19 protein-coding genes and 1 riboswitch are annotated in these 19,699 nt (G+C 64.9%); of the genes, 11 read left to right on the plus strand and 8 right to left on the minus strand.

The genetic code is table 11. The features are described 5' to 3' along the window. Positions 1 to 18: 18 nt before the first annotated feature. Complete coding sequence (locus N2603_RS07905) at positions 19 to 897, minus strand: MJ0042-type zinc finger domain-containing protein (RefSeq protein WP_260388305.1); 879 nt, start codon at positions 895 to 897, stop codon at positions 19 to 21. 170 nt (positions 898 to 1,067) lie between these two features. Between N2603_RS07905 and ftsE the strand changes: the two genes are divergently transcribed. From ftsE to N2603_RS07925, 4 genes are all read left to right on the plus strand, one after another. Continuing rightward, a complete protein-coding gene (gene ftsE, locus N2603_RS07910; protein WP_018646542.1) occupies positions 1,068 to 1,727 on the plus strand; it encodes a cell division ATP-binding protein FtsE in 660 nt (219 codons plus the stop codon). Then, positions 1,720 to 2,688, plus strand: coding sequence for a cell division protein FtsX (locus N2603_RS07915; RefSeq protein ID WP_018646543.1), 969 nt, complete (start codon positions 1,720 to 1,722; stop codon positions 2,686 to 2,688). Before ftsE ends, N2603_RS07915 begins: the two co-directional genes overlap by 8 nt. A gap of 278 nt (positions 2,689 to 2,966) precedes the next feature. Then, entirely contained in the window at positions 2,967 to 3,671 is a 705-nt protein-coding gene (locus N2603_RS07920) for a YdcF family protein (RefSeq protein WP_260388306.1), read from the plus strand. Between the two features lie 23 nt (positions 3,672 to 3,694). After that, positions 3,695 to 4,468 carry a lysophospholipid acyltransferase family protein gene (locus N2603_RS07925; RefSeq protein ID WP_260388307.1) on the plus strand — a complete coding sequence of 258 codons (774 nt, stop codon included), beginning with the start codon at positions 3,695 to 3,697 and terminating at the stop codon, positions 4,466 to 4,468. On the opposite strand, the gene N2603_RS07930 is transcribed toward N2603_RS07925, so the two are convergent. Next, positions 4,465 to 5,073: a gamma-glutamylcyclotransferase gene (locus tag N2603_RS07930; RefSeq protein WP_260388308.1), complete on the minus strand. Its 609-nt coding sequence runs from the start codon at positions 5,071 to 5,073 to the stop codon at positions 4,465 to 4,467. The two genes, N2603_RS07925 and N2603_RS07930, sit on opposite strands and share 4 nt — an antisense overlap. Before the next feature lie 110 nt (positions 5,074 to 5,183). Here N2603_RS07930 and N2603_RS07935 point away from each other — a divergent pair, with 110 nt between their 5' ends. Next, complete coding sequence (locus N2603_RS07935) at positions 5,184 to 6,368, plus strand: DUF2125 domain-containing protein (protein WP_260388309.1); 1,185 nt, start codon at positions 5,184 to 5,186, stop codon at positions 6,366 to 6,368. Positions 6,369 to 6,584: 216 nt separating this feature from the next. Here the strand turns inward: N2603_RS07935 and N2603_RS07940 are convergent, their stop codons facing one another. The 3 genes from N2603_RS07940 to N2603_RS07950 are packed head-to-tail and all read right to left on the minus strand — an operon-like array spanning position 6,585 to position 9,501. Further along, positions 6,585 to 7,523 carry a prephenate/arogenate dehydrogenase family protein gene (locus N2603_RS07940; protein WP_018646548.1) on the minus strand — a complete coding sequence of 313 codons (939 nt, stop codon included), beginning with the start codon at positions 7,521 to 7,523 and terminating at the stop codon, positions 6,585 to 6,587. After that, complete coding sequence (locus tag N2603_RS07945; RefSeq protein WP_260388310.1) at positions 7,520 to 8,617, minus strand: pyridoxal phosphate-dependent aminotransferase; 1,098 nt, start codon at positions 8,615 to 8,617, stop codon at positions 7,520 to 7,522. The genes N2603_RS07940 and N2603_RS07945 overlap by 4 nt, the downstream gene beginning before the upstream one ends. 35 nt (positions 8,618 to 8,652) lie before the next feature. Beyond that, on the minus strand, positions 8,653 to 9,501 hold the full coding sequence (locus N2603_RS07950; RefSeq protein ID WP_260388311.1) for a chorismate mutase: 849 nt from the start codon (positions 9,499 to 9,501) through the stop codon (positions 8,653 to 8,655). A gap of 217 nt (positions 9,502 to 9,718) precedes the next feature. After that, a riboswitch (SAM riboswitch) is annotated at positions 9,719 to 9,798 on the plus strand. 90 nt (positions 9,799 to 9,888) lie between these two features. Here N2603_RS07950 and metX point away from each other — a divergent pair. Together metX and metW are read left to right on the plus strand one after the other, a co-directional pair. After that, positions 9,889 to 11,091, plus strand: coding sequence for a homoserine O-acetyltransferase MetX (gene metX, locus N2603_RS07955; protein WP_018646551.1), 1,203 nt, complete (start codon positions 9,889 to 9,891; stop codon positions 11,089 to 11,091). A gap of 2 nt (positions 11,092 to 11,093) precedes the next feature. Next, positions 11,094 to 11,756: a methionine biosynthesis protein MetW gene (metW, locus tag N2603_RS07960; protein ID WP_018646552.1), complete on the plus strand. Its 663-nt coding sequence runs from the start codon at positions 11,094 to 11,096 to the stop codon at positions 11,754 to 11,756. Positions 11,757 to 11,872: 116 nt separating this feature from the next. On the opposite strand, the gene N2603_RS07965 is transcribed toward metW, so the two are convergent. Next, the gene (locus N2603_RS07965; RefSeq protein ID WP_260388312.1) at positions 11,873 to 12,736 is read right to left on the minus strand and encodes an alpha/beta fold hydrolase; all 864 of its coding nucleotides are present in this window, start codon (positions 12,734 to 12,736) and stop codon (positions 11,873 to 11,875) included. A 215-nt stretch (positions 12,737 to 12,951) separates the two neighbouring features. Here N2603_RS07965 and N2603_RS07970 point away from each other — a divergent pair, with 215 nt between their 5' ends. Beyond that, on the plus strand, positions 12,952 to 13,611 hold the full coding sequence (locus tag N2603_RS07970) for a TIGR02594 family protein (protein WP_260388313.1): 660 nt from the start codon (positions 12,952 to 12,954) through the stop codon (positions 13,609 to 13,611). Between the two features lie 123 nt (positions 13,612 to 13,734). On the opposite strand, the gene N2603_RS07975 is transcribed toward N2603_RS07970, so the two are convergent. After that, positions 13,735 to 14,523 (minus strand): MOSC domain-containing protein, encoded by a 789-nt coding sequence (locus N2603_RS07975; RefSeq protein ID WP_260388314.1) that lies wholly within the window; start codon positions 14,521 to 14,523, stop codon positions 13,735 to 13,737. Positions 14,524 to 14,762: 239 nt separating this feature from the next. Here N2603_RS07975 and clpB point away from each other — a divergent pair, with 239 nt between their 5' ends. Then, positions 14,763 to 17,402 (plus strand): ATP-dependent chaperone ClpB, encoded by a 2,640-nt coding sequence (gene clpB / locus N2603_RS07980; protein ID WP_260388315.1) that lies wholly within the window; start codon positions 14,763 to 14,765, stop codon positions 17,400 to 17,402. Between the two features lie 85 nt (positions 17,403 to 17,487). On the opposite strand, the gene N2603_RS07985 is transcribed toward clpB, so the two are convergent. Next, complete coding sequence (locus N2603_RS07985) at positions 17,488 to 17,754, minus strand: hypothetical protein (RefSeq protein WP_260388316.1); 267 nt, start codon at positions 17,752 to 17,754, stop codon at positions 17,488 to 17,490. Between the two features lie 299 nt (positions 17,755 to 18,053). Here N2603_RS07985 and N2603_RS07990 point away from each other — a divergent pair, with 299 nt between their 5' ends. Both N2603_RS07990 and N2603_RS07995 read left to right on the plus strand, forming a co-directional pair. Continuing rightward, entirely contained in the window at positions 18,054 to 18,968 is a 915-nt protein-coding gene (locus N2603_RS07990; protein ID WP_260388317.1) for a hypothetical protein, read from the plus strand. A 301-nt stretch (positions 18,969 to 19,269) separates the two neighbouring features. Further along, entirely contained in the window at positions 19,270 to 19,551 is a 282-nt protein-coding gene (locus N2603_RS07995) for a hypothetical protein (RefSeq protein ID WP_260388318.1), read from the plus strand. The last annotated feature ends 148 nt before the right edge of the window (positions 19,552 to 19,699 follow it).

Below are 19,699 nucleotides of genomic sequence, written 5' to 3' on the forward strand. Positions count from 1 at the left end.
CAACCTCCCGCGCGGCGACTATACGCTGCCGCCGGCGATGTCGCGCCGGTTGAAGAAGCGAACGTCGATATTGCGGCCCTCCGGCGGCGGCGAGGCCAGGCGCGAACGGAAGAAGGCGCGCTCGCCGGGCTGCAGCACGGTCTGTTCCAGCACGGTATTCCAGGCGTAGATCTCCGCGCCCTGGGCGTCGCGCACGGCAAAGCGCAGCCGCGGGATATCGAGCGGCTTCTTGCCCTGGCCGACGATCACGCCCTCGATTACCAGCACCTGCTTACCGTCGACGGTCTCGCTGGAGAGCTTGACGTCCTTGAAGGCCAGCCCGCGCAAATTCACCTCGAGCCCGACCATCTTGTAGAAGGCCGCCGTCTGCGGCAGCAGCCGCACCACGTCGCCGCGCCACATGATCAGGGCCAGCACCAGCGCGGCCATGGCGGCGCAGGCGGTCGGCAGGCCGAAATAGGATTTTCGCGGCGCCCCAGTCGGGACCGGACGCTGGACCCGCGCGCCGCGCCGGCTGAACAGGCTGCGGAACCAGGATTGGTGCTGTGCGCCCGCGGCTTCTTCCTCGGCGGCCCGGGCCGCCGCTGACCACTCGTCCTCAATCTCCCTGGCGCCTTCGTCGGGCCAGTCGCAGGCAATCGACGGGCTGTCGACCACGGGCGCATCGGTGGCGCCGTCGTCCTTGGCGTAGGAGTTCCACTGCTCGGCGAGGTCGGACTGGTCGTCGGCCCGGCTGGCCGCGGCCATGGCCGGGACGGACGCCTCCTCGATGGCATCCTCGGCATAGGCGACCCAGGTCTCCTTGCAGCGGGAGCAGCGGACCGTCCGTCCGTTCGCCCCCAGGCTCGCGGGCTTGATGGCGTAGGATGTCGTACAATGGGGGCAGACGATATGCATGGACGAGCCTTGATGCATGGACTGGTCTTGATGAGCCGGAGCGCCGGTTGCACTGGATGCTACAAGGCGACCGTTAACGAACCGGAAACCATAACGGTCGCAAAAACCGTTGATCGCGTAAGGCAGCGCGCCGCGTCGCGTCTATCGCCCCCTCTCGAACGGAGCTGAGCTTGGTTCGGTTCGAAAATGTCGGATTGCGTTACGGTCTGGGGCCGGAGATCCTGCGCGACCTCAGTTTCCAGATCCCGGCGCATTCCTTCCAGTTCCTCACCGGCCCGTCCGGCGCCGGCAAGACCTCGCTGCTGCGCCTGTTGTTCCTGTCGCATCGGCCGACGCGCGGCCTCGTCAATCTGTTCGGCCACGACATCTCGCAGCTCGGCAAGGACGAGATCGCGGACTTGCGCAAGCGTATCGGCATCGTGCTCCAGGATTTCCGCCTGCTCGACCACATGACGACCTACGAGAATGTCGCGCTGCCGTTCCGCGTCATGGGCCGCAGCGAGTCGAGCTATCGCAAGGAGGTCATCGATCTCTTGCGCTGGGTCGGCCTCGGCGACCGCATGGATGCACTGCCGCCCATTCTCTCCGGCGGCGAGAAGCAGCGCGCCGCGATCGCGCGCGCGGTGATCTCGCGGCCGCAGCTGCTGCTCGCGGACGAGCCGACCGGCAGCGTCGATCCGACGCTCGGCCGCCGCCTGCTGCGGCTTTTCATCGAGCTCAACAAATCCGGCACCGCCGTCATCATCGCAACCCACGACATCGGCCTGATGGACCAGTACGAGGCGCGGCGGCTGGTGCTGCATCAGGGACGGCTGCACGTCTATGAGTAAGACCGACGAGCGCGGCGTGCTGGTCGACCTCGGACAGGAGCGTCCGCAGCTTCCGGCCAAGGCGCGCAACATGTCGCCGATCGTGCCGCGCGCCTCGATCCAGGGCCGCGCGCTGGTCGCCGTCGTCGCCATCATGACCTTCCTGGCGTCGATGACCACTGGCACCGTGCTGCTGGTCAGCGCCTCCGCCGCGGAATGGCAGTCGGAGGTCGCAAGCGAGATCACCATCCAGGTCCGCCCGCAATCGGGGCGTGATCTCGACCGCGACAGCGCGGCCGTGACCGAGGCGATGCGCGCGCAGCCCGGCATCGTCGAGGTCAAGCCGTTCAGCAAGGACGAGAGCGGCAAGCTGCTCGAGCCGTGGCTCGGCACGGGGCTGTCGATGGACGATCTGCCGGTGCCGCGCATGATCATCGCGCGGGTGCAGCCGGGAACGCCGCTCGATCTCGGCGCCCTGCGCGCCCGCGTGACGCAAGTGGCGCCGGGCGCCAGCGTCGACGATCACCGCGCCTGGATCGAGCGCATGCGCTCGATGACCAATGCCACCGTGCTCGCCGGCCTCGGCATCCTCGCGCTCGTCATCATCGCGACCATCATCTCGGTGTCGTTCGCGACCCGCGGCGCCATGGCGGCGAACCGTCCGATCGTCGAGGTGCTGCATTTTGTCGGCGCCGGCGACCGCTACATCGCCAACCGCTTCCTGCGGCATTTCCTCAGACTCGGCCTCGAAGGCGGCGTGATCGGCGGCGGCGCCGCCATGCTGGTGTTCGGCTTCTCCGAGTCGGTCGCCGGCTGGTTCTCGGGCACCCCGGTCGGGGATCAGTTCGCGGCCTTGCTGGGCACCTTCTCGCTGCGGCCGTCCGGCTATGTCGTGCTCGCAGTGCAGGCGGTCCTGATCGGCGCCATCACGGCGGTAGCCTCGCGCCAGACGCTGTTCGCGACGTTGAATGATATCGATTGAGTTGCTTTCTTCCTCCTCCCCTTGTGGGAGAAGGTGGCATAGGCGGCCTTCGGCCGCCGTTCTTAAAGAACGCCGAAGCGAAGCTTCGGCTACGGCGCCGGATGAGGGGTCTGTATCCGCGCGCGCACATCGTGTTTGCGGAGACAGACCCCTCACCCGTCTCGCCGCTTTGCGGCGAGCCACCCTCTCCCACAACAAGGGGAGAGGGTGAAGAAACCGGACTCCACTTCGCCTCAAAACGTCCTAAAATCATCCAGGGAAGGGATCACCGACATCGCATGACCTCGCCGACCGACGATCGATCGCCGAAACTGCCGCGCGGCTGGCTGCGCGCGACAATCGTGTCGACGATTGCGCTCGCTTTCGTCGCTGCGGCGGCGGGCTTCGTCGCGTTCCTGTCGCAGATGCGCGGCGCCGAAATTGCGCCGGACCGCAAGGCCGATGGCATCGTCGTCCTGACCGGCGGTTCCTCGCGGGTGTCGGACGCGATGGAGCTGTTGGCCGCCGGCTACGGCAAGCGGCTGCTGATCTCCGGCGTGCATCCGACCTCGACGGCAAACGACATCTCGCGGACCTTGCCGGAGAACCAGGCCTTCATGACCTGCTGCGTCGACCTCGATCGCACCGCGCTGACGACCCGCGGCAATGCTGCGGAGGCGCGGCGCTGGGCCGAGGGGCGACGATTCAAGTCGCTGATCGTGGTCACCTCGAATTATCACATGCCGCGCGCGCTGGTGGAATTCTCGCACGCGATGCCGGAGATCACGCTGATTCCGTTCGTGGTGGTCGGCGACAAATGGCGCGAGGAGCCGTGGTGGACCTCGGCGTCCACCCTGCGGCTGCTCTTGTCCGAATATGTCAAGTACATCGCCGCCGAGCTCAGGGTGCGGCTGGAGGATTTCGGGATTGACCTTTCGCCCGAGATGTCGGAGCAGCCTGCAGGTCACCAGCCGAAGCGGCCCGCCACCGCCCAAGCCAATTGACCGGCAAATTAATCGGATCGTCGATGTTTCTGATTTTCCTGCGCTCGCTCGTGTTCAACGTGCTGTTCTACGCCGTATTGGTCTGCCTCGCGATCGTGGCGCTGCCGACCTTCGCATTGCCGCCGCGTGCCATGCTCACGGTCGCGCAATGGTGGGCGAAGGCGACGCTTTTCCTGATGCGCGTGATCTGCAACATCAAGGTGGAATTCCGGGGGACTGAGAAGATCCCGCAGGGACCGCTGGTGATCGCAGCGAAGCACCAGTCGTTCTGGGAAACGTTCGTTTTGCCAGGCTTCTTCAATCGTCCGATCTTCATCCTCAAGCGCCAGCTCATGCAGATCCCGGTGTTCGGCCAGTTCCTGGTCAAGACCGGGATGATCGCGATCGATCGCAATGCCGGCGTGAAGGCGCTGCTCGACATGACGCGGCGGGCGCGCGATGCGGTCCGCAGCGGAAAGCAGCTCGTGATCTTTCCGGAAGGCACGCGCCGCGCGCCGGGCGCGCCGCCCGACTACAAGACAGGTTTTGCGCAGATCTATTCGTCCTGCGGCGTGCAATGCCTGCCGATCGCGCTCAACTCCGGCCTGTTCTGGCCGCGCCGTACCTTCATGCGCTATCCCGGCACGCTGGTGGTCGAGTTCCTCGATCCGCTGCCGCCGGGCTTGCCGAAGGACGAGTTTCTTTCCCGCGTGCAGACGGTCATCGAGGACGCGACTGGCCGCCTCGTCGAAGCGGGGCGGAAAGAGCAGGAGCAGATGATCGGCAGCGCGCCGAGCTACGCGCCGTCGGAGAGTTAGCGGCTCTCTCGATCTTCGGGAGCTGGCGCGTGCAGGGGATGCGCATCACCATGCAGCATCGTCGCGAGCTGATGCAATTGCGTGTCGCGAAAACCTTCGGCCTCGATGGCTTTCACCGTTGCCGTCACATAGTCGCGGTTGGCGCCGGACTGGCCGTGGCCCTGGACGACGTGGCGGTGCTGATCGGCAAGCGACAGGCGTCCGGCATATTGCACATGGCCGCGGTCGACGACATAGGCGAGCGCCGAGACGCGCTGGCGCGCATCATTCTCCAGCCACACCGAGCGCATCACCTCGCGATAGACCGACGTGACCTGCTCGCGTTCGCGCAAATAGGCGACGACGTCGACACGGTTCTTCTCGGCGATGCGGAAGGCGATGCCGCGGCAGGCGCCGCCGCGATCGAGCCCGAGCACCAGGCCGGGCTTCTCCGGCGTGCCGCGATGCACGAAGGAATAGACGCAGAGCGCGCGATGCTCGCCGACCAGCCGCGCCGGGACGCGCTCCTCGAATTCGAAGCCCGGCCGCCACATCAGCGAGCCGTAGCCGAACACCCAGAGGTCGCCCTTGGCTGTGGTGACGGAGGGGAGGGTGATTTCCGACATTTCGGGCACGGCTACCAGAACCCCGGCCCCAAGCGAAGCGAATTCTCCGTCTTTCGTCGGGGGCCGGCTCCGCTTACATTTGCCTGAATCTGGGGCCAAAGGGTCGCCGCATGTCCGATATGACCGTTGCCACAGGCCGCCGCTCCCGTTGGGGCCTTTTCATCGCACCCGTTCTCCTGCTGATCCTCGCCGTCGCGTGGACCTGCTTCTGGTTCTATGCCGCGTCGCAGGCCGAGGTCGCCGCGGACGCCTGGCGCGCGCAGGAGGCCAAGTCCGGCCGCATCTATGATTGCGCCAAGCGCTCGATCGCAGGCTTCCCGTTCCGCTTTGAGGTCCAGTGCTCCGGCGCCAGCGTCGCCCTGGTCTCGCAGAACGCCAGCAAGACGCCGTTCACGGCCAAGCTCGACAACATCCTGGTCGTTGCGCAGGTCTACGATCCCAAGCTCGTGATCGCCGAGTTTTCGGCACCGGCGACGCTCACCGACGGCGTCACGCAAAACACCTTCGTGGTGAACTGGAGCAAGGGCCGCAGCAGCGTCGTCGGCCTGCCGGCCGTGCCGGAGCGCGCCTCCCTCGTGTTCGACGATCCCAACATCAACCGGCTGGACGGCAGCGTGCAGGTGCCGCTCGCGCGCGCCAAGCAGATCGAGCTGCATGGCCGCCTTGCGGATGGCTCGCCGGCCGATCATCCCGTGATCGAGACCGTGCTCCATGTCGCGCAGGGCAGCATCCAGGGCGTTCACCCCCTGCTCGCCGAGCCGTTCGAGGCCGACACGCGCGCCAAGATCACGGGCCTCTCCGACCTCACGCCAAAGCCATGGCCGCAGCGCTTCCGCGAGATCCAGGCTGCCGGCGGTCATATCGAGATCGTGCAGTCGCGCATCCAGCAGGGTGAGATGATCGCGGTCGCGGCCGGCACGCTCGGCCTGTCGGCCAATGGCCGACTCGACGGCGAGCTGCAGATGACGGTGACCGGCCTAGAGCGCGTGATCCCCGCGCTCGGGATCGAGAAGATGCTGGAAGAGGGCGTGCCGCAGGCAACGCTGGATCGCGTCGCGCCCGGTGTGAAGTCGCAGGACCTCAACAATCTCTTTGGCGCGCTCGACCGTGCCGTTCCCGGCCTCGGCAAGGTCATCAAGCAGAACGCCAACGCCGGCGTTGCCGCCGGCATCAACTCGATCGGCACCGAGAGCACGCTCGAAGGCAAGAAGGCGAGAAGCTTTCCGCTGAAATTCGTCGACGGTGCCGTGCTGCTCGGCCCGGTCAAGGTTGGCCAGATCCCGCCGTTGTATTGATTGGCTCCCGTAGCCCGGATGGAGCGAAGCGCAATCCGGGTTCTTCGATACGGCTGGCACTGTCCCGGATTACGCTTGCGCTCCATCCGGGCTACGCAGCTGTATTGATGCCCTCGTCATTGCGAGCGAAGCGAAGCAATCCAGACTTTCTCCTCGGAAACAGTCTGGATTGCTTCGTCGCTATGCTCCTCGCAATGACGGAGGAGAGAGGGGTGGCTAAGGCTTCTTCGCGAGCTGCCCGTGCTGGCGGCCGAAATCGGCTGCGGCCGAATCCTGGCCGATCTCGACGATGCCGCGGCGGATCGCGCGGGTGCGGGTGAAGTGATCGAACAGTGCCTCGCCATCGCCGCGCCGGATCGCGCGGGTCAGCTTGGCGAGATCCTCGGTGAAGGTGCCGAGCATCTCTAGCACCGCCTCCTTGTTGGCAAGGAATACGTCGCGCCACATCGTCGGATCGGAGGCCGCGATGCGGGTGAAATCGCGGAAGCCGCCGGCGGAGAATTTGATCACCTCGGACTCTGTCACCTGCGCCAGCTCGTCGGCGGTGCCGACGATGGTGTAGGCGATCAGATGCGGCAGATGGCTGGTGATCGCGAGTACCAGATCATGATGATCCGGCGTCATGATCTCGACCTTGGCGCCCATCGCGGCCCAGAACGCGCGCAGGCGATCGGTGGCAGCGGCATCGACGCCTTCCGGCGGCGTGAGAATGCACCAGCGGTTGATGAAGAGCTCGGCGAAGCCGGAATCCGGCCCCGAATGCTCGGTGCCCGCGACCGGATGCGCCGGCACGAAGTGGACGTTCTTCGGCAGGTGCGGCGCCATGTCCCTGACGATCGCGCCCTTGACCGAGCCGACGTCGGAGATGATTGCGCCGGGCTTGAGATGCGGCGCGATCTCCTGCGCCACCGGCCCGCAGGCGCCGACGGGAATGCAGAGGATGACGAGATCGGCATCCTTCACCGCTTCCGCATTGGTGGCCACCACCTGGTCGACGATGCCGAGCTCGATCACCCGCGCGCGCGTCTTCTCCGAGCGCGCGGTGGTGACGATCTCGGAAGCCAGGCCCTGGAGCTTCGCAGCGCGCGCGATCGAGCCGCCGATCAGGCCGAAGCCGATCAGGGCGACGCGCTGGAAATGCGGGTTCGCGCTCATTTGCCGGCCATGAAGTCGTGCAAGGCATCGACGACGAGGCGGTTGGCCTCTTCGGTGCCGATGGTCATGCGCAGGGAATGCGGCAGGCCGTAGTTCTTCAGCGCGCGCAGCACGAGGCCGCGCTTGGTGAGGAAGGCATCGGCGTCGTCCGAGGTCCTGCCCTTGTCGGTCGGGAAGTGGATCAGCACGAAATTGGCGACGCTCGGCGTCACCTTCAGCCCGAGCTTGGTGATCTCCTCCGTGAGCCAGTTGCGCCAGGTCTCGGTGAACTGCTTCGACATCGCCTGATGCGCGGTGTCCTCGATCGCGGCGACCGCGGCATACATCGCCGGCGTCGACACGTTGAAGGGACCGCGGATGCGGTTGACCGCATCGATGATGTGCTCGGGGCCGAACATCCAGCCGATGCGCAGCGCCGCAAGGCCGTGGATCTTGGAGAAGGTGTGCGTCACCACCGTGTTCTCGGTGGTGGCGACGAGCTCGATCCCCATTTCGTAATCGTTGCGCGAGACGTAGTCGCAATAGGCGGCGTCCAGCACCAGCAGCACATGCGAGGGCAGGCCGGCGCGTAGCCGCTTGACCTCGTCGAACGGGATGTAGGTGCCGGTCGGGTTGTTGGGGTTGGCGAGCCAGACCAGCTTCGTCTTCGGCGTCACCGCCTTCAGGATGGCGTCGACGTTGCAGGTGAGGTTGGTCTCCTCCGCGATCACGTTCCTGGCGCCGACCGCCATGGTCGCGATCGGATAGACCAGGAAGCCGTGGGTGGTGGAGATCGCCTCGTCGCCCTGGCCGAGATAGGTGTGGGCGAGCAGGTTGAGGATCTCGTCCGAGCCGGCGCCGCAGATGATGCGGTTCGGATCGAGGCCGAACGAGCGGCCGATCGCTTCGCGCAGCACGCGCGAGGTGCCTTCCGGATAGTCTTCCAGATGACCCGCCACGTTCTTGAAGGCTTCGATCGCCTTGGGCGAGGGCCCGAACGGCGTCTCGTTGGCCGAGAGCTTGAACACCTTGCGGCCCGGCTCCGGCACCGGGGTCTTGCCGGGCGTGTAGGGCGCAATATCGAGAATGCCGGGGTTCGGCACGGGGCGGGACATCTTCAACTCCGGATAGGCTTTAGGCGGTACGCGATTTACGATTTCGACCCGGTCGGGGCCACCGTATAGCGCGTTGCGTGGCTGCCGACGAGGGCCGTGGAGCGCACCGAGGCCCCCGCCTCGATCAGGGCAGCCTTGATTTTGTCGATGCTGCTCGCAGCCGTGACCGAGACCAGCAGCGCCGCGCCGTCGAAGGCGGTATCGGGCACCGCCACGATGTCGGCGAGCGGCGACAGGGTGCGCGCGACCTCGGCATTCCACCCCGACACGCGAACGCTGAAGGTCTCGACCTCCGTCACCAGGGCGCTGTCGGCGACGCGCGAGATCGCGAATACGGGCAGCGCGGCCGGATGGTCGGCGCGCTCGACGAAGGGCATCCGCGCGATGATCTTCGGCGCGCCTTCTGCCTCCAGCTCCAGCCACCACGGTGTGCGGCTGGAGGTCGCCGAGACCAGCGCCAGGTCGCCCTTGGATTTCGCCACCGCCTCGACTGCGGCCTGCGCGCTGAAATGCGCGACGTAGGGCACCGTGAAACCAAAATGGAAGCGGACGGAATCGCGCATCGCGGGCTCGCTCACCGAGATGTCGGCATGCACGGAGAACGGCGCCTGCACATAGGTGAAGGTCGAGATGATGACGCGCCAGATGCTCTCGACGGTGTCGAGCGGCAGGATGCCGCGATGACGTTGCACGATTTCGCGCATCATGGAGGCCTCGCGCGCGGGGCGGAAGGCCGAGCCGACCTCCTGGGTCTGCTTCACCTGGATCAGGCGGTCGATGATGTCGCCGCGCTGCATCAGCAGGCGATGCATGCTCTCGTCGATCGCATCGATCTCCTTGCGCAATTCCTGCAATGATGGTGGCGCGGGCGGACGTTGGGACATATCTGACAGTGGTTGTTGAGAGGCGTTCCAATGCGGGCCGGCCAACGAGATTGGTAAGGTCCGATCCGCTGCGATCAACGTCCTGATTAGGCAGTCAGGGCGACGAAAGCAAAGAGAAATGCAAAGGGAAATTAGGCCTGCTCGGCCGGCGCGGCAGGGATGAATTTGGCTGATCCGGGCCGCGACTTGACGAAAACCGTCCAAGCCGGTAGGTTTTTGCCTGTTCCGTGGTCATTTGAGCCGGCCGGCTTGCAGCCACGTTAAAAAACTCGCTAAACAGGCCGGGGACGCTTCCGATCCCGGCCGAACCTATCGTTCAGGCCGGGTTTTTCATGGCCTGATGTCAATGCGGTCTGAAGTCCGATCGCAAACGAGGTCGATGGTCAGATGGTTGGCGTCAAGTCCATTCCAAGTCCCGCGATCAGTGCCGACGATCGATCGCACGAGGTCGATCATCCGAGCTCGCTGGTCGCGCATTTCGGCGCTGAGCAGCCGCTGCGGCTCGATTGCGGCGTCGATCTCTCCCCGTTCCAGATCGCCTACCAGACCTATGGCGAGCTCAACGCCGATCGCTCCAACGCGATCCTGATCTGTCATGCGCTGACCGGCGATCAGCACGTCGCCAATGTGCATCCCGTCACCGGCAAGCCCGGCTGGTGGGAGACCCTGGTCGGCCCGGGCCGGCCGCTCGATCCCGACAGGTACTTCATCATCTGCTCCAACGTGATCGGCGGCTGCATGGGCTCGACCGGGCCCGCCTCGATCAATCCCGCCACCGGCAAGGTGTGGGGCCTGGAATTCCCCGTCATCACCATTCCGGACATGGTGCGCGCACAGGCGATGCTGATCGACCGGCTCGGCATCGACACGCTGTTCGCCGTGGTCGGCGGCTCGATGGGCGGCATGCAGGTGCTGCAATGGACCGCGGCCTATCCGAGCCGCGTGTTCTCTGCGCTCGCGATCGCCTGCTCGACGCGGCACTCGGCGCAGAACATCGCATTCCACGAGCTCGGCCGCCAGGCCGTGATGGCCGATCCCGACTGGCACAACGGCGGCTATGCCGATCGCGGCATCCATCCGCATCGCGGCCTCGCGGTGGCACGCATGGCGGCGCACATCACCTATCTCTCGGACGCGGCGCTGCATCGGAAGTTCGGCCGGCGCATGCAGGATCGCGAGCTTCCGACTTTCTCGTTCGACGCCGACTTCCAGGTCGAGTCCTATCTGCGTTACCAGGGCTCGTCCTTCGTCGAGCGCTTCGACGCCAACGCCTATCTCTATCTGACGCGCGCGATGGACTATTTCGACATCGCCGCCGACCATGACGGCGTGCTGGCGAAGGCCTTCGCCGGCATCCAGACGCGGTTCTGCGTCGTCTCCTTCACCAGCGACTGGCTGTTTCCGACCTCGGAATCGCGCGCGCTGGTGCATGCGTTGAACGCCTCGAGCGCGCGGGTGTCGTTTGCCGAGATCGAGACCGATCGCGGCCACGATGCCTTCCTGCTCGACGTGCCCGAGTTCTTCGACATCTCCCGCGCCTTCCTGCAATCGGCCGGCAAGGCGCGCGGACTGAATGGTGGGGGTGACTAGCAATGTCAGTGCAGGAAGTTCTGCCGCTGGGCGGCGTTGCGGCCGGGCAGTCCGGCCAGGTTCGCGCCGACCATCTGCTGGTGGCCGAGATGGTCAAGCCGGGCTCGAAAGTGCTCGATGTCGGCTGCGGCGACGGCGACCTGCTTCAGCTGCTCGAGGCTCGCGGCATCGACGGCCGCGGCATCGAGCTGTCGCGCGAGGGCGTCAACCGCTGCGTCGCCAAGGGCCTCGCGGTGGTGCAGGGCGACGCCGATACCGACCTCGTCAACTATCCCGATGATGCCTTCGACTACGTGATCCTGTCGCAGACGCTGCAGGCGACGCGGCAGCCGAAGGTCGTGCTGGAGAATTTGCTGCGCATCGGCCATCGCGCCATCGTCTCGTTCCCGAATTTCGGCTTCTGGAAGATGCGGCTGCAGCTGCTGATCGGGGGGCACATGCCGCGCACGGAGAATTTGCCGGCGACCTGGTACGACACCGCCAACATCCACTTCTGCACCATCAAGGATTTCGTCGAGCTGTGCGACGCCATCAACGTCAAGATGGAGCGCTCGGTGGCGCTCGATCTCTACGGCCGCCCGGTGCCGCTGAACCTGCCCTGGTGGGTGTGGAACATGTTCGGCGAGCAGGGCGTATTTCTGCTCAGCCGGGGCGGAGGGAAGTAGTTTCTCCGTCATTGCGAGGAGCTCTTGCGACGAAGCAATCCAGGCTGTCCCCGCGGCGGGATTCTGGATTGCTTCGCTGCGCTCGCAATGACGGAATACTTGGCGGCGCCCTCGCTCTAATGCGCCGCCAGCGACCGCGGATCGCGCACCGGCCAGCGCCCGGCCTCAACCAGCGTCACGAACCGCTCCACGCTTTCGTTGAACAGCGCGGGCTCCTCGAGATTGAGCACGTGGCCCGATTTCGGAAACATCGCGAGCCCTGCCGCCGGCAGATGCTTCTTCAGGAACAGGCTCGGCCCGACGCAAGGGTCGTCCTCGTCGCCGCAGATGATCAGCGCGGGCGTAGCGACCTTCGCGATCGTGTCCGCCATCGTGTAGATCGAGGGACGGCCGCCCTGGAAGCCGCGCATCGTGTTGGCCGAGCCCTTCGCATCGTGGCGCGCCAGCGCGGCGTAGAAATCGGCGTGGCCGCGCGGATCCTTGACCAGGAAGGGAATCCGGCTCGGCGCCTCGCGCGTGACCTTCGCCACTTCAGCGGAGCCCAGCGTCTCGAACTGCTCGGCATTGGCGCGGCACTGCTTGCGCCAGGCCTCTAAGTTCTCGAGCTCCGAGCCGGAGCCGACGCCGGCGAGCGTCATCGACAGCGCGCGATGCGGCGCGGTCACGCCGATCTGGAGCGAGGAGTAGGCGCCCATCGAGAGCCCGACGAGATGCGCGCGCTCGATCTTGAGATGGTCGAGCACGGCCAGCGCATCGGTGTAGAAATGCGTGTAGGTGTAGACCTCGCCATCAGGCACGTCCGACGGCGTGTAGCCGCGCGCCGAATAGGTGATGCAACGGTGGCCGCGCGAGAAGTAGCGCATCTGCGGCTCCCAATTGGTGTGGTCGGCCGCGAACTCGTGCAGAAAAATAATCGGCGTTCCCTGACCCGCCTCTTCGAAATAGATGCGGACGTCATCCCAGGTCGTGGCGTGGGGCATTAACTGTTTCCCTCTCTTCGGGCCGCCTTTGCAGGATTGCAGTTAATGCTGATGTCCGCAATGCGGCAGCTTCGCACCAGCACCGGCACAAAATCATCGCAGCTATTCGCGGGCGTTGCGTCTTTTTCTCGCCACATCCGGAAGCTTTACGCCCCAGCGGATGTCGGCCACGGCACGGGCCGGCGGGAAAGAGGGGTGTCAACGAAGGATGAAGAATGTTTGAGTTGTTTGTGTTCCGCCTGTCGCGTTGTGTTGTCGCGCTGGCGGTTTTCTTCGCGGCGGTCGCCGCATTCGTTTCTCCGGCCTCGGCGCGGCCGCATCATCGTCATAGCGCAGAGCGGCACACTCACGTGCACCACGCCAGACATCATCACTATCGCCATCATGCACGCAGCTCGCGCTTCGAGCGCAGCGCGGCGCAGTTGCAGGCGGGCGGCTTCGCCGACACGCAGGCCAGCTATGATCCGAATGCCAGCGCCGGCGGTGCGGGCAATAACGGCATGGCTGCCAGCGGCGGCTTCGGCGGCGGATCGGGCCTCGTGTCCGAGGCGCGCCGCTATCTCGGCGGCAATCCGACCGGGCGCGGCAGCCTGTGGTGCGCGCGCTTCATGAACATGGTGCTGGAGCACACCGGCCATCGTGGCACGGGCTCGGACATGGCGAACTCGTTCGCACGGTACGGCACGCGCGTCTCCGGCCCGCAGGTCGGCGCCATCGCGGTGATGTCGCGCGGCCGCCGCGGCGGTCATGTCGGCATCATCACCGGCATCGACGCGCAGGGCAATCCGATCATGATCTCCGGCAACAACGGCAACCGCGTCCGCGAGGCGCCGGTCTCGCGCGGCCGGATCTATGCGTATGTGATGCCGAATTGACGCTCATCGCCGTCGTCATTGCGAGGAGCGAAGCGACGAAGCAATCCAGGCTGCCTCAGCGGACAGATCTCTGGATTGCTTCGCTGCGCTCGCAATGACGGAGTGTGTCGAGCCGACGTCGGCTCACACCAGTCTCGGCGCTTCCACCGCAACCGCATCGCCCACCCCGATCTCGCCACCTTCGATCACCTCGGCATAGATGCCGCAGTCCATGTGGCCGAGGTGGCGCGAGAGCGTCGGCGGGATCTCGAGATCGCGCTTGGCCGTCACCGGGTCGACATTGGTGGCCGGGCAGCGGACGATGCGCTTGACCACCTTCAGCCGGGCCTCGCCGATCGCGAGCGTCTGGCCGACGAGGTCGAGCTCGGACCAGGCCGGCCAGCCCTTGACGTAGAGATTGCCGCGGAAGCGCAGCGGGTGCACGGCGGTGCCGCCGAGCATGGTCTCGATGGCGCGGACGCTGTCGAGATTGATGATCGACACGACCTTGCGGGCGACGTCGGAGAAGCTGTGGTCGCGGCCCGAGAGCACCTTCGGCGGACCCTTCAGTTCCGGCTGAAAATTCTCGGTGAAATAGCTCTCGATGGCGGCGCGCCCGGCGGCGGTCTCCAGATCGCCGCTGGCGACGATCTGGCCGTCCTTGCGGATGGTCAGGCGGTTGGTCGCATCCTCGAAGCGGCTGTCGAGGGAGGCCAGGCGCTCATTGCGCGCCAGCATCAGGAACAGGATTTTTGGCTTCCATTCGGGCGCCTCGGGGTCGAAGCCGCTCGGGCCGTTCTCGATGGCGTAGCGGCGGTCGGCGGGCAGCGTCTCCCCGCGCCGCAAGGGGACGCGGGGCAGGGCCTCCGGTGTCAGGCCCTTGATCGGGTAGCGGTAGAGGCCGGTGATTTCGGCGGTCTGGCTGGCTTTCATGCCGCTACTTAGGGGATTCGACGCAGCTCCGCCAAGCCGGCCGATCAGCGCACGAAATTGTGAAGTCGCCTCTTTCGCATCCGCAACCCGCTTCCCACATCTGCCTCAGGCTGGCGGCCACGCCGGTCCACGACGACCGTTACCGGTTGAGAAACGTCAATGCGGTAATCGGAAACCCAATGAAGATGCCATTTGGGGTGCCTTAGAGGGCCCCAGGGGCAGGCCGAGGGAAAGAAAAGATGAATATCGACAAATACACCGAACGCTCCAGGGGCTTCATCCAGTCCGCGCAGTCGCTCGCGGTCCGCGAGGGGCACCAGCAGTTCTCCACCCTTCACGTCCTGAAAGTCCTCCTGGACGACAATGAAGGGCTCGCGGCCGGTCTGATCGACCGTGCCGGCGGCAATTCCCGTGCGATCCTGAAGGCGACCGAGGAGGCCCTGAACAAGGTGCCGAAGGTCTCCGGCGGCGGCGCCGGCCAGATCTACCTCGCGCCCGAGCTCGCCCGCACCTTCGACGCGGCCGAGAAGGCCGGCGAGAAGGCCGGCGACAGCTTCGTCACCGTCGAGCGGCTGCTGCTCGGTCTCACGCTGGAGAAGACCAGCGAGGCAGGCGCGATCCTCAGCAAAGGCGGCGTCACCCCGCAAAACCTCAATGCGGCGATCGAGGCGCTGCGCAAGGGCCGCACCGCGGATTCGGCGACCGCCGAGAACGCCTATGACGCCCTGAAGAAATATGCCCGCGACCTCACCCAGGCTGCGCGCGACGGCAAGCTCGATCCGGTCATCGGCCGCGACGAGGAGATCCGCCGCACCATCCAGGTGCTCTCGCGCCGGACCAAGAACAATCCCGTCCTGATCGGCGAGCCCGGCGTCGGCAAGACCGCCATCGCGGAAGGCCTCGCGCTGCGCATCGTCAACGGTGACGTGCCCGAGAGCCTGAAGGACAAGAAGCTGCTGTCGCTCGACCTCGGCGCCCTGATCGCGGGTGCCAAATACCGCGGCGAGTTCGAGGAGCGGCTGAAGGCCGTGCTGCAGGAGGTGACCGGCAGCGAAGGCACTTTCATCCTCTTCATCGACGAGATGCACACGCTGATCGGGGCCGGCAAGGGCGACGGCGCGATGGACGCCTCCAACCTGCTCAAGCCGGCGCTCGCCCGCGGCGAGCTGCACTGCATCGGCGCGACCACGCTCGACGAGTACCAGAAGCACGTCGAAAAGGACGCGGCGCTGGCGCGGCGCTTCCAGCCGATCTTCGTCAGCGAGCCCTCGGTCGAGGACACCATCTCGATCCTGCGCGGCCTGAAGGACAAGTACGAGCAGCATCACGGCGTGCGGATCACCGATTCTGCGCTTGTGGCAGCCACGACCCTGTCCAACCGCTACATCACCGACCGCTTCCTGCCGGACAAGGCGATCGACCTCATGGACGAAGCCGCGGCGCGGCTGAAGATGCAGGTCGATTCCAAGCCGGAAGAGCTGGATTCGCTCGACCGTGAGATCATCCGGCTCAAGATCGAGCAGGAGGCGCTGAAGAAGGAAAGCGACCTCGGCTCCAAGACTCGTCTCGAATCTCTGGAGAGGGAGCTGGCTGAGCTCGAGGAGAAGTCTGCGGCGCTGACGTCGCGCTGGAGCGCGGAGAAGAACAAGCTCTCCAACGCCCAGAAGCTGAAGTCCGAGCTCGACGCACTTCGTGTCGAGCTCGCCAATGCGCAGCGGCGCGGCGAATTCCAGAAGGCCGGCGAGCTGGCCTATGGCCGCATTCCGGAGCTGGAGAAGAAGCTCGCGGAGATCGAGGCGCGTGAAGGCTCCGGCGAGATGATGGAGGAGGCGGTCACCGCCAACCACATCGCGCAGGTGGTCTCGCGCTGGACCGGCGTGCCCGTCGACAAGATGCTGGAGGGCGAGAAGGAGAAGCTCCTGAAGATGGAGGAGCAGCTCGGCACCCGCGTCGTCGGCCAGGCTGAGGCCGTGCGTGCGGTCGCAACCGCCGTGCGCCGTTCGCGTGCGGGCCTGCAGGACCCGAACCGCCCCACAGGCTCGTTCATGTTCTTAGGGCCTACCGGCGTCGGCAAGACCGAGCTGACCAAGGCGCTCGCGGAGTACCTGTTCAACGACGAGACCGCGATGGTCCGCCTCGACATGTCCGAATACATGGAGAAGCACTCGGTCTCGCGGCTGATCGGTGCGCCTCCGGGCTATGTCGGCTATGACGAGGGCGGCGCGCTCACCGAAGCGGTGCGGCGCCGGCCCTACCAGGTGGTGCTGTTCGACGAGATCGAGAAGGCGCATCCCGACGTCTTCAACGTCCTGCTGCAGGTGCTCGACGACGGCCGCCTGACCGATGGCCAGGGCCGCACCGTCGACTTCCGCAACACGCTGATCATCATGACCTCGAACCTCGGTTCGGAATTTTTGGTGAACCAGCCGGAGGGCGAGGACACAGCCGCCGTGCGCGAGCAGGTGATGGGAACGGTGCGGGCGCATTTCCGCCCCGAATTCCTCAACCGCGTCGACGAGATCATCCTGTTCCACCGCTTGCAGAAGAGCGAGATGGGCCGGATCGTCGAGATCCAGTTCGCCCGGCTGCAGAAGCTTTTGGCCGATCGCAAGATCGTTCTGAGCCTCGATGCCGCCGGCCGCGACTGGCTCGCCGCCAAGGGCTGGGACCCCGCCTACGGCGCAAGGCCTCTGAAGCGGGTGATCCAGCGCTACCTCCAGGATCCGCTCGCCGAGATGATCCTCGGCGGCGACGTCAGGGACGGCGACACCGTCGCGATCTCCTCCGAAGGCAACGTGCTGACCTTCAACGGCAAGGCGCCGCAGACCGCGGAGATCGCCCAGTTCGAGGCGCCGGTGTCGAAGCGGAAGCTGAACTGAGCGTCATCGCGGCCTGAAACGACAGATCGCCCCGGAGAGGTTCACTTCTCCGGGGCGAATTGTTTTCGTCGGTCCGGTTGACGCCCTAGCCGGCTGGGAACGCGGAGTCGGGCTCGGCCGGTCCAACTTCGGCGTCGTCCTCTTCGAGTTCCGACAGGATATCGACAAGCTCGCGTACCCGCCCCTGCGCCAGTGGCCGCAAATCGTTGATCATGGGCTCGTCGTTGGCGAGCCAGGCTTGGGCTTCGGCGAGCTCGTCCATGGTGGCGCCGGTGCCAATGATGCTGGCGATGGTCAGGTCGTCAGCTCCACCGACGGCCTTGATGACGTCGTCTCGTGTCAAAGGCTGCATGGCATTCATCCCCTTTGCCGCTGCACCGGACACTTCAACCAAATGACCATCGTGTCAGTTCCCCAATTGGCAGGCCGATCTGCGCATGGGGCAGATGCCGGGTGGGAGATCGCACAGCCTCGACGGTGCATCCTTACCGCAATCGGCCGCGTCCCTACAATTTTGACGCGTCGCACGCAAAAAGGGTGTTGTTCGAAAGCGACACGGAGAACGCTTTAACGCGGAGGATGTCTGAATCCTCTTGAACAACCTGCCCCATCGTCGCCACAATCCTTACCGGGGAGTTAAGGGGGCGTGCGATGCGTGGTGTGGCGGAGTTGCGTCGCGTGGGGCGGTCGTTTGCCGGCATTGCGCTGGTTGGACTGTTATTGGCGGGGTGCGAAACCTTCCGCGGAAGGCCAGATCGAATTTACACTGTTGCCGAAGAGGTGGCGAACGCGCGGGAAGCATTGCCTGGTATCGCGACCAGCTACGAGTTCGCCAGGTCCGACAATGATCGGATATTCTATCGCAACGAGTACATCGCTCGCCGGATGTACATCATCGACGCAGAATTCACCGAGTTCGAGACCGCTCTGACGAAGGAACGGGGCGAGTTTGGCTTTACGACGGCGGTGGTCACGCAAGGATTGACGACCGCCGGGGCCGTGTTCACGCCGGCTAATACCGTGCGAACCCTGAGTGCGCTCGCGGGGGGCGTGAATGCAAGCAGGGGCTTTTACGATTCAGAGTTGCTTGTAAACAAGACCATTCAAATCGTGCAGGCCCAGATGGAAGCAAAGCGCGACATCGTCGCCTCCCGCATCATCTCAAAGGTGAACTTCGCTCCACGTACCTATCCTCTCTCCGCTGCCCTACATGATCTTGAAGACTACTATCGTGCGGGCACACTGACGGCCGGCTTGATCAAAGCGAGCGCCGAGGCGGGAGAAGCTGCCAAGGAAGCTGCCACCCAGAAGGAAGCCGCGATGGTTCTCCAGGGAGGCGCTTTCCAACCGAGCGAAGATACGACCAAGCGTGTGCTGGCGTACTTTGCGCCAGGCCCGAAGCGTGCTGACCGGCTCGCAAGAATGAGCGAATGCTTGTTCGCGGTAGGATTCCGTAGTCCTTCGGGAGGCGCTCCGAGCGCCCTCAGTTTTTCCATAGGAGCAAATAACCGGGGTGCGCGATTGAACATGATGAAGTGCGCGAGTGAAAACAAAGATCCGATGTAGTTTCGATCAATTGATGGAGGCGAACATGTCTCAGTATCACAAACATGGTGCCTATGACCCTAACGGACCCACTACAAAGAGGGTAGTCGCGTATTTCTCGAGCGGAGCGAAACGCACCCAGCGATTGCAACGAATGAGTGCGCGACTGTTTGAAATGGGTTTACGCTCCCCGAAGGGCGGTCCTCCAAATGCTTTGGCGTATGCAATTGGATCGGGCAATCGGAGCGTCAGATTGCAGATGATTGAGCACGCAAAGACGCACGATCCGATGTAGTTGCGTTCGTATATATGGGGGATGACGATGACTACTACGAACGTCGATATTTCGAATAAAGATGACGCAAAAGCGCTTGTGCAGACCTTTGTTGATCAAGATGAGCAAGTCGCAAAAATAGAAATTACCGTGACGAATGGCGTGTTTGCCGGGGCAGTCACCTTTAATGATCCGCCTGCGCCCGAGGCAGTGGGAGACGGAACAATGGATACGGCCAAGACGGATGCGGCCAAAGCCATTGACGATGGAAAATCCAAAATAACCATCGAGAGAAGCGACGCCGGTAAATGGACCGTAACAGCCACGTAGTAGCGAACCTTAAGGGGACTAACGACCGCAACCAGCGTCACCCGCGCAGGCGACACGCCGGTGCGCGGCTCGGCGTGGCTTCGCGCGATTGCGTCTGCTCGGTCCTGTACTTCATTATCACGCGCGGGCAGCGGGTGCGGAAAGCATA

Origin of the sequence: Bradyrhizobium huanghuaihaiense, assembly GCF_025200885.1 — a bacterium.
GTDB lineage: Bacteria > Pseudomonadota > Alphaproteobacteria > Rhizobiales > Xanthobacteraceae > Bradyrhizobium > Bradyrhizobium huanghuaihaiense.

Bases quoted from the DNA above. Each gene is read 5' to 3' on its own strand.
- N2603_RS07995 (WP_260388318.1), top strand. From the start codon at position 19,270: ATGACTACTACGAACGTCGATATTTCGAATAAAGATGACGCAAAAGCG.
- N2603_RS07975 (WP_260388314.1), bottom strand. From the start codon at position 14,523: ATGAAAGCCAGCCAGACCGCCGAAATCACCGGCCTCTACCGCTACCCG.
- N2603_RS07915 (WP_018646543.1), top strand. From the start codon at position 1,720: ATGAGTAAGACCGACGAGCGCGGCGTGCTGGTCGACCTCGGACAGGAG.
- N2603_RS07945 (WP_260388310.1), bottom strand. From the start codon at position 8,617: ATGTCCCGCCCCGTGCCGAACCCCGGCATTCTCGATATTGCGCCCTAC.
- N2603_RS07990 (WP_260388317.1), top strand. From the start codon at position 18,054: ATGCGTGGTGTGGCGGAGTTGCGTCGCGTGGGGCGGTCGTTTGCCGGC.
- N2603_RS07905 (WP_260388305.1), bottom strand. From the start codon at position 897: ATGCATATCGTCTGCCCCCATTGTACGACATCCTACGCCATCAAGCCC.
- N2603_RS07950 (WP_260388311.1), bottom strand. From the start codon at position 9,501: ATGTCCCAACGTCCGCCCGCGCCACCATCATTGCAGGAATTGCGCAAG.
- metW (WP_018646552.1), top strand. From the start codon at position 11,094: ATGTCAGTGCAGGAAGTTCTGCCGCTGGGCGGCGTTGCGGCCGGGCAG.
- N2603_RS07935 (WP_260388309.1), top strand. From the start codon at position 5,184: ATGTCCGATATGACCGTTGCCACAGGCCGCCGCTCCCGTTGGGGCCTT.
- N2603_RS07970 (WP_260388313.1), top strand. From the start codon at position 12,952: ATGTTTGAGTTGTTTGTGTTCCGCCTGTCGCGTTGTGTTGTCGCGCTG.
- N2603_RS07965 (WP_260388312.1), bottom strand. From the start codon at position 12,736: ATGCCCCACGCCACGACCTGGGATGACGTCCGCATCTATTTCGAAGAG.
- clpB (WP_260388315.1), top strand. From the start codon at position 14,763: ATGAATATCGACAAATACACCGAACGCTCCAGGGGCTTCATCCAGTCC.
- N2603_RS07920 (WP_260388306.1), top strand. From the start codon at position 2,967: ATGACCTCGCCGACCGACGATCGATCGCCGAAACTGCCGCGCGGCTGG.
- N2603_RS07985 (WP_260388316.1), bottom strand. From the start codon at position 17,754: ATGCAGCCTTTGACACGAGACGACGTCATCAAGGCCGTCGGTGGAGCT.
- N2603_RS07930 (WP_260388308.1), bottom strand. From the start codon at position 5,073: ATGTCGGAAATCACCCTCCCCTCCGTCACCACAGCCAAGGGCGACCTC.
- N2603_RS07925 (WP_260388307.1), top strand. From the start codon at position 3,695: ATGTTTCTGATTTTCCTGCGCTCGCTCGTGTTCAACGTGCTGTTCTAC.
- N2603_RS07940 (WP_018646548.1), bottom strand. From the start codon at position 7,523: ATGAGCGCGAACCCGCATTTCCAGCGCGTCGCCCTGATCGGCTTCGGC.
- metX (WP_018646551.1), top strand. From the start codon at position 9,889: ATGGTTGGCGTCAAGTCCATTCCAAGTCCCGCGATCAGTGCCGACGAT.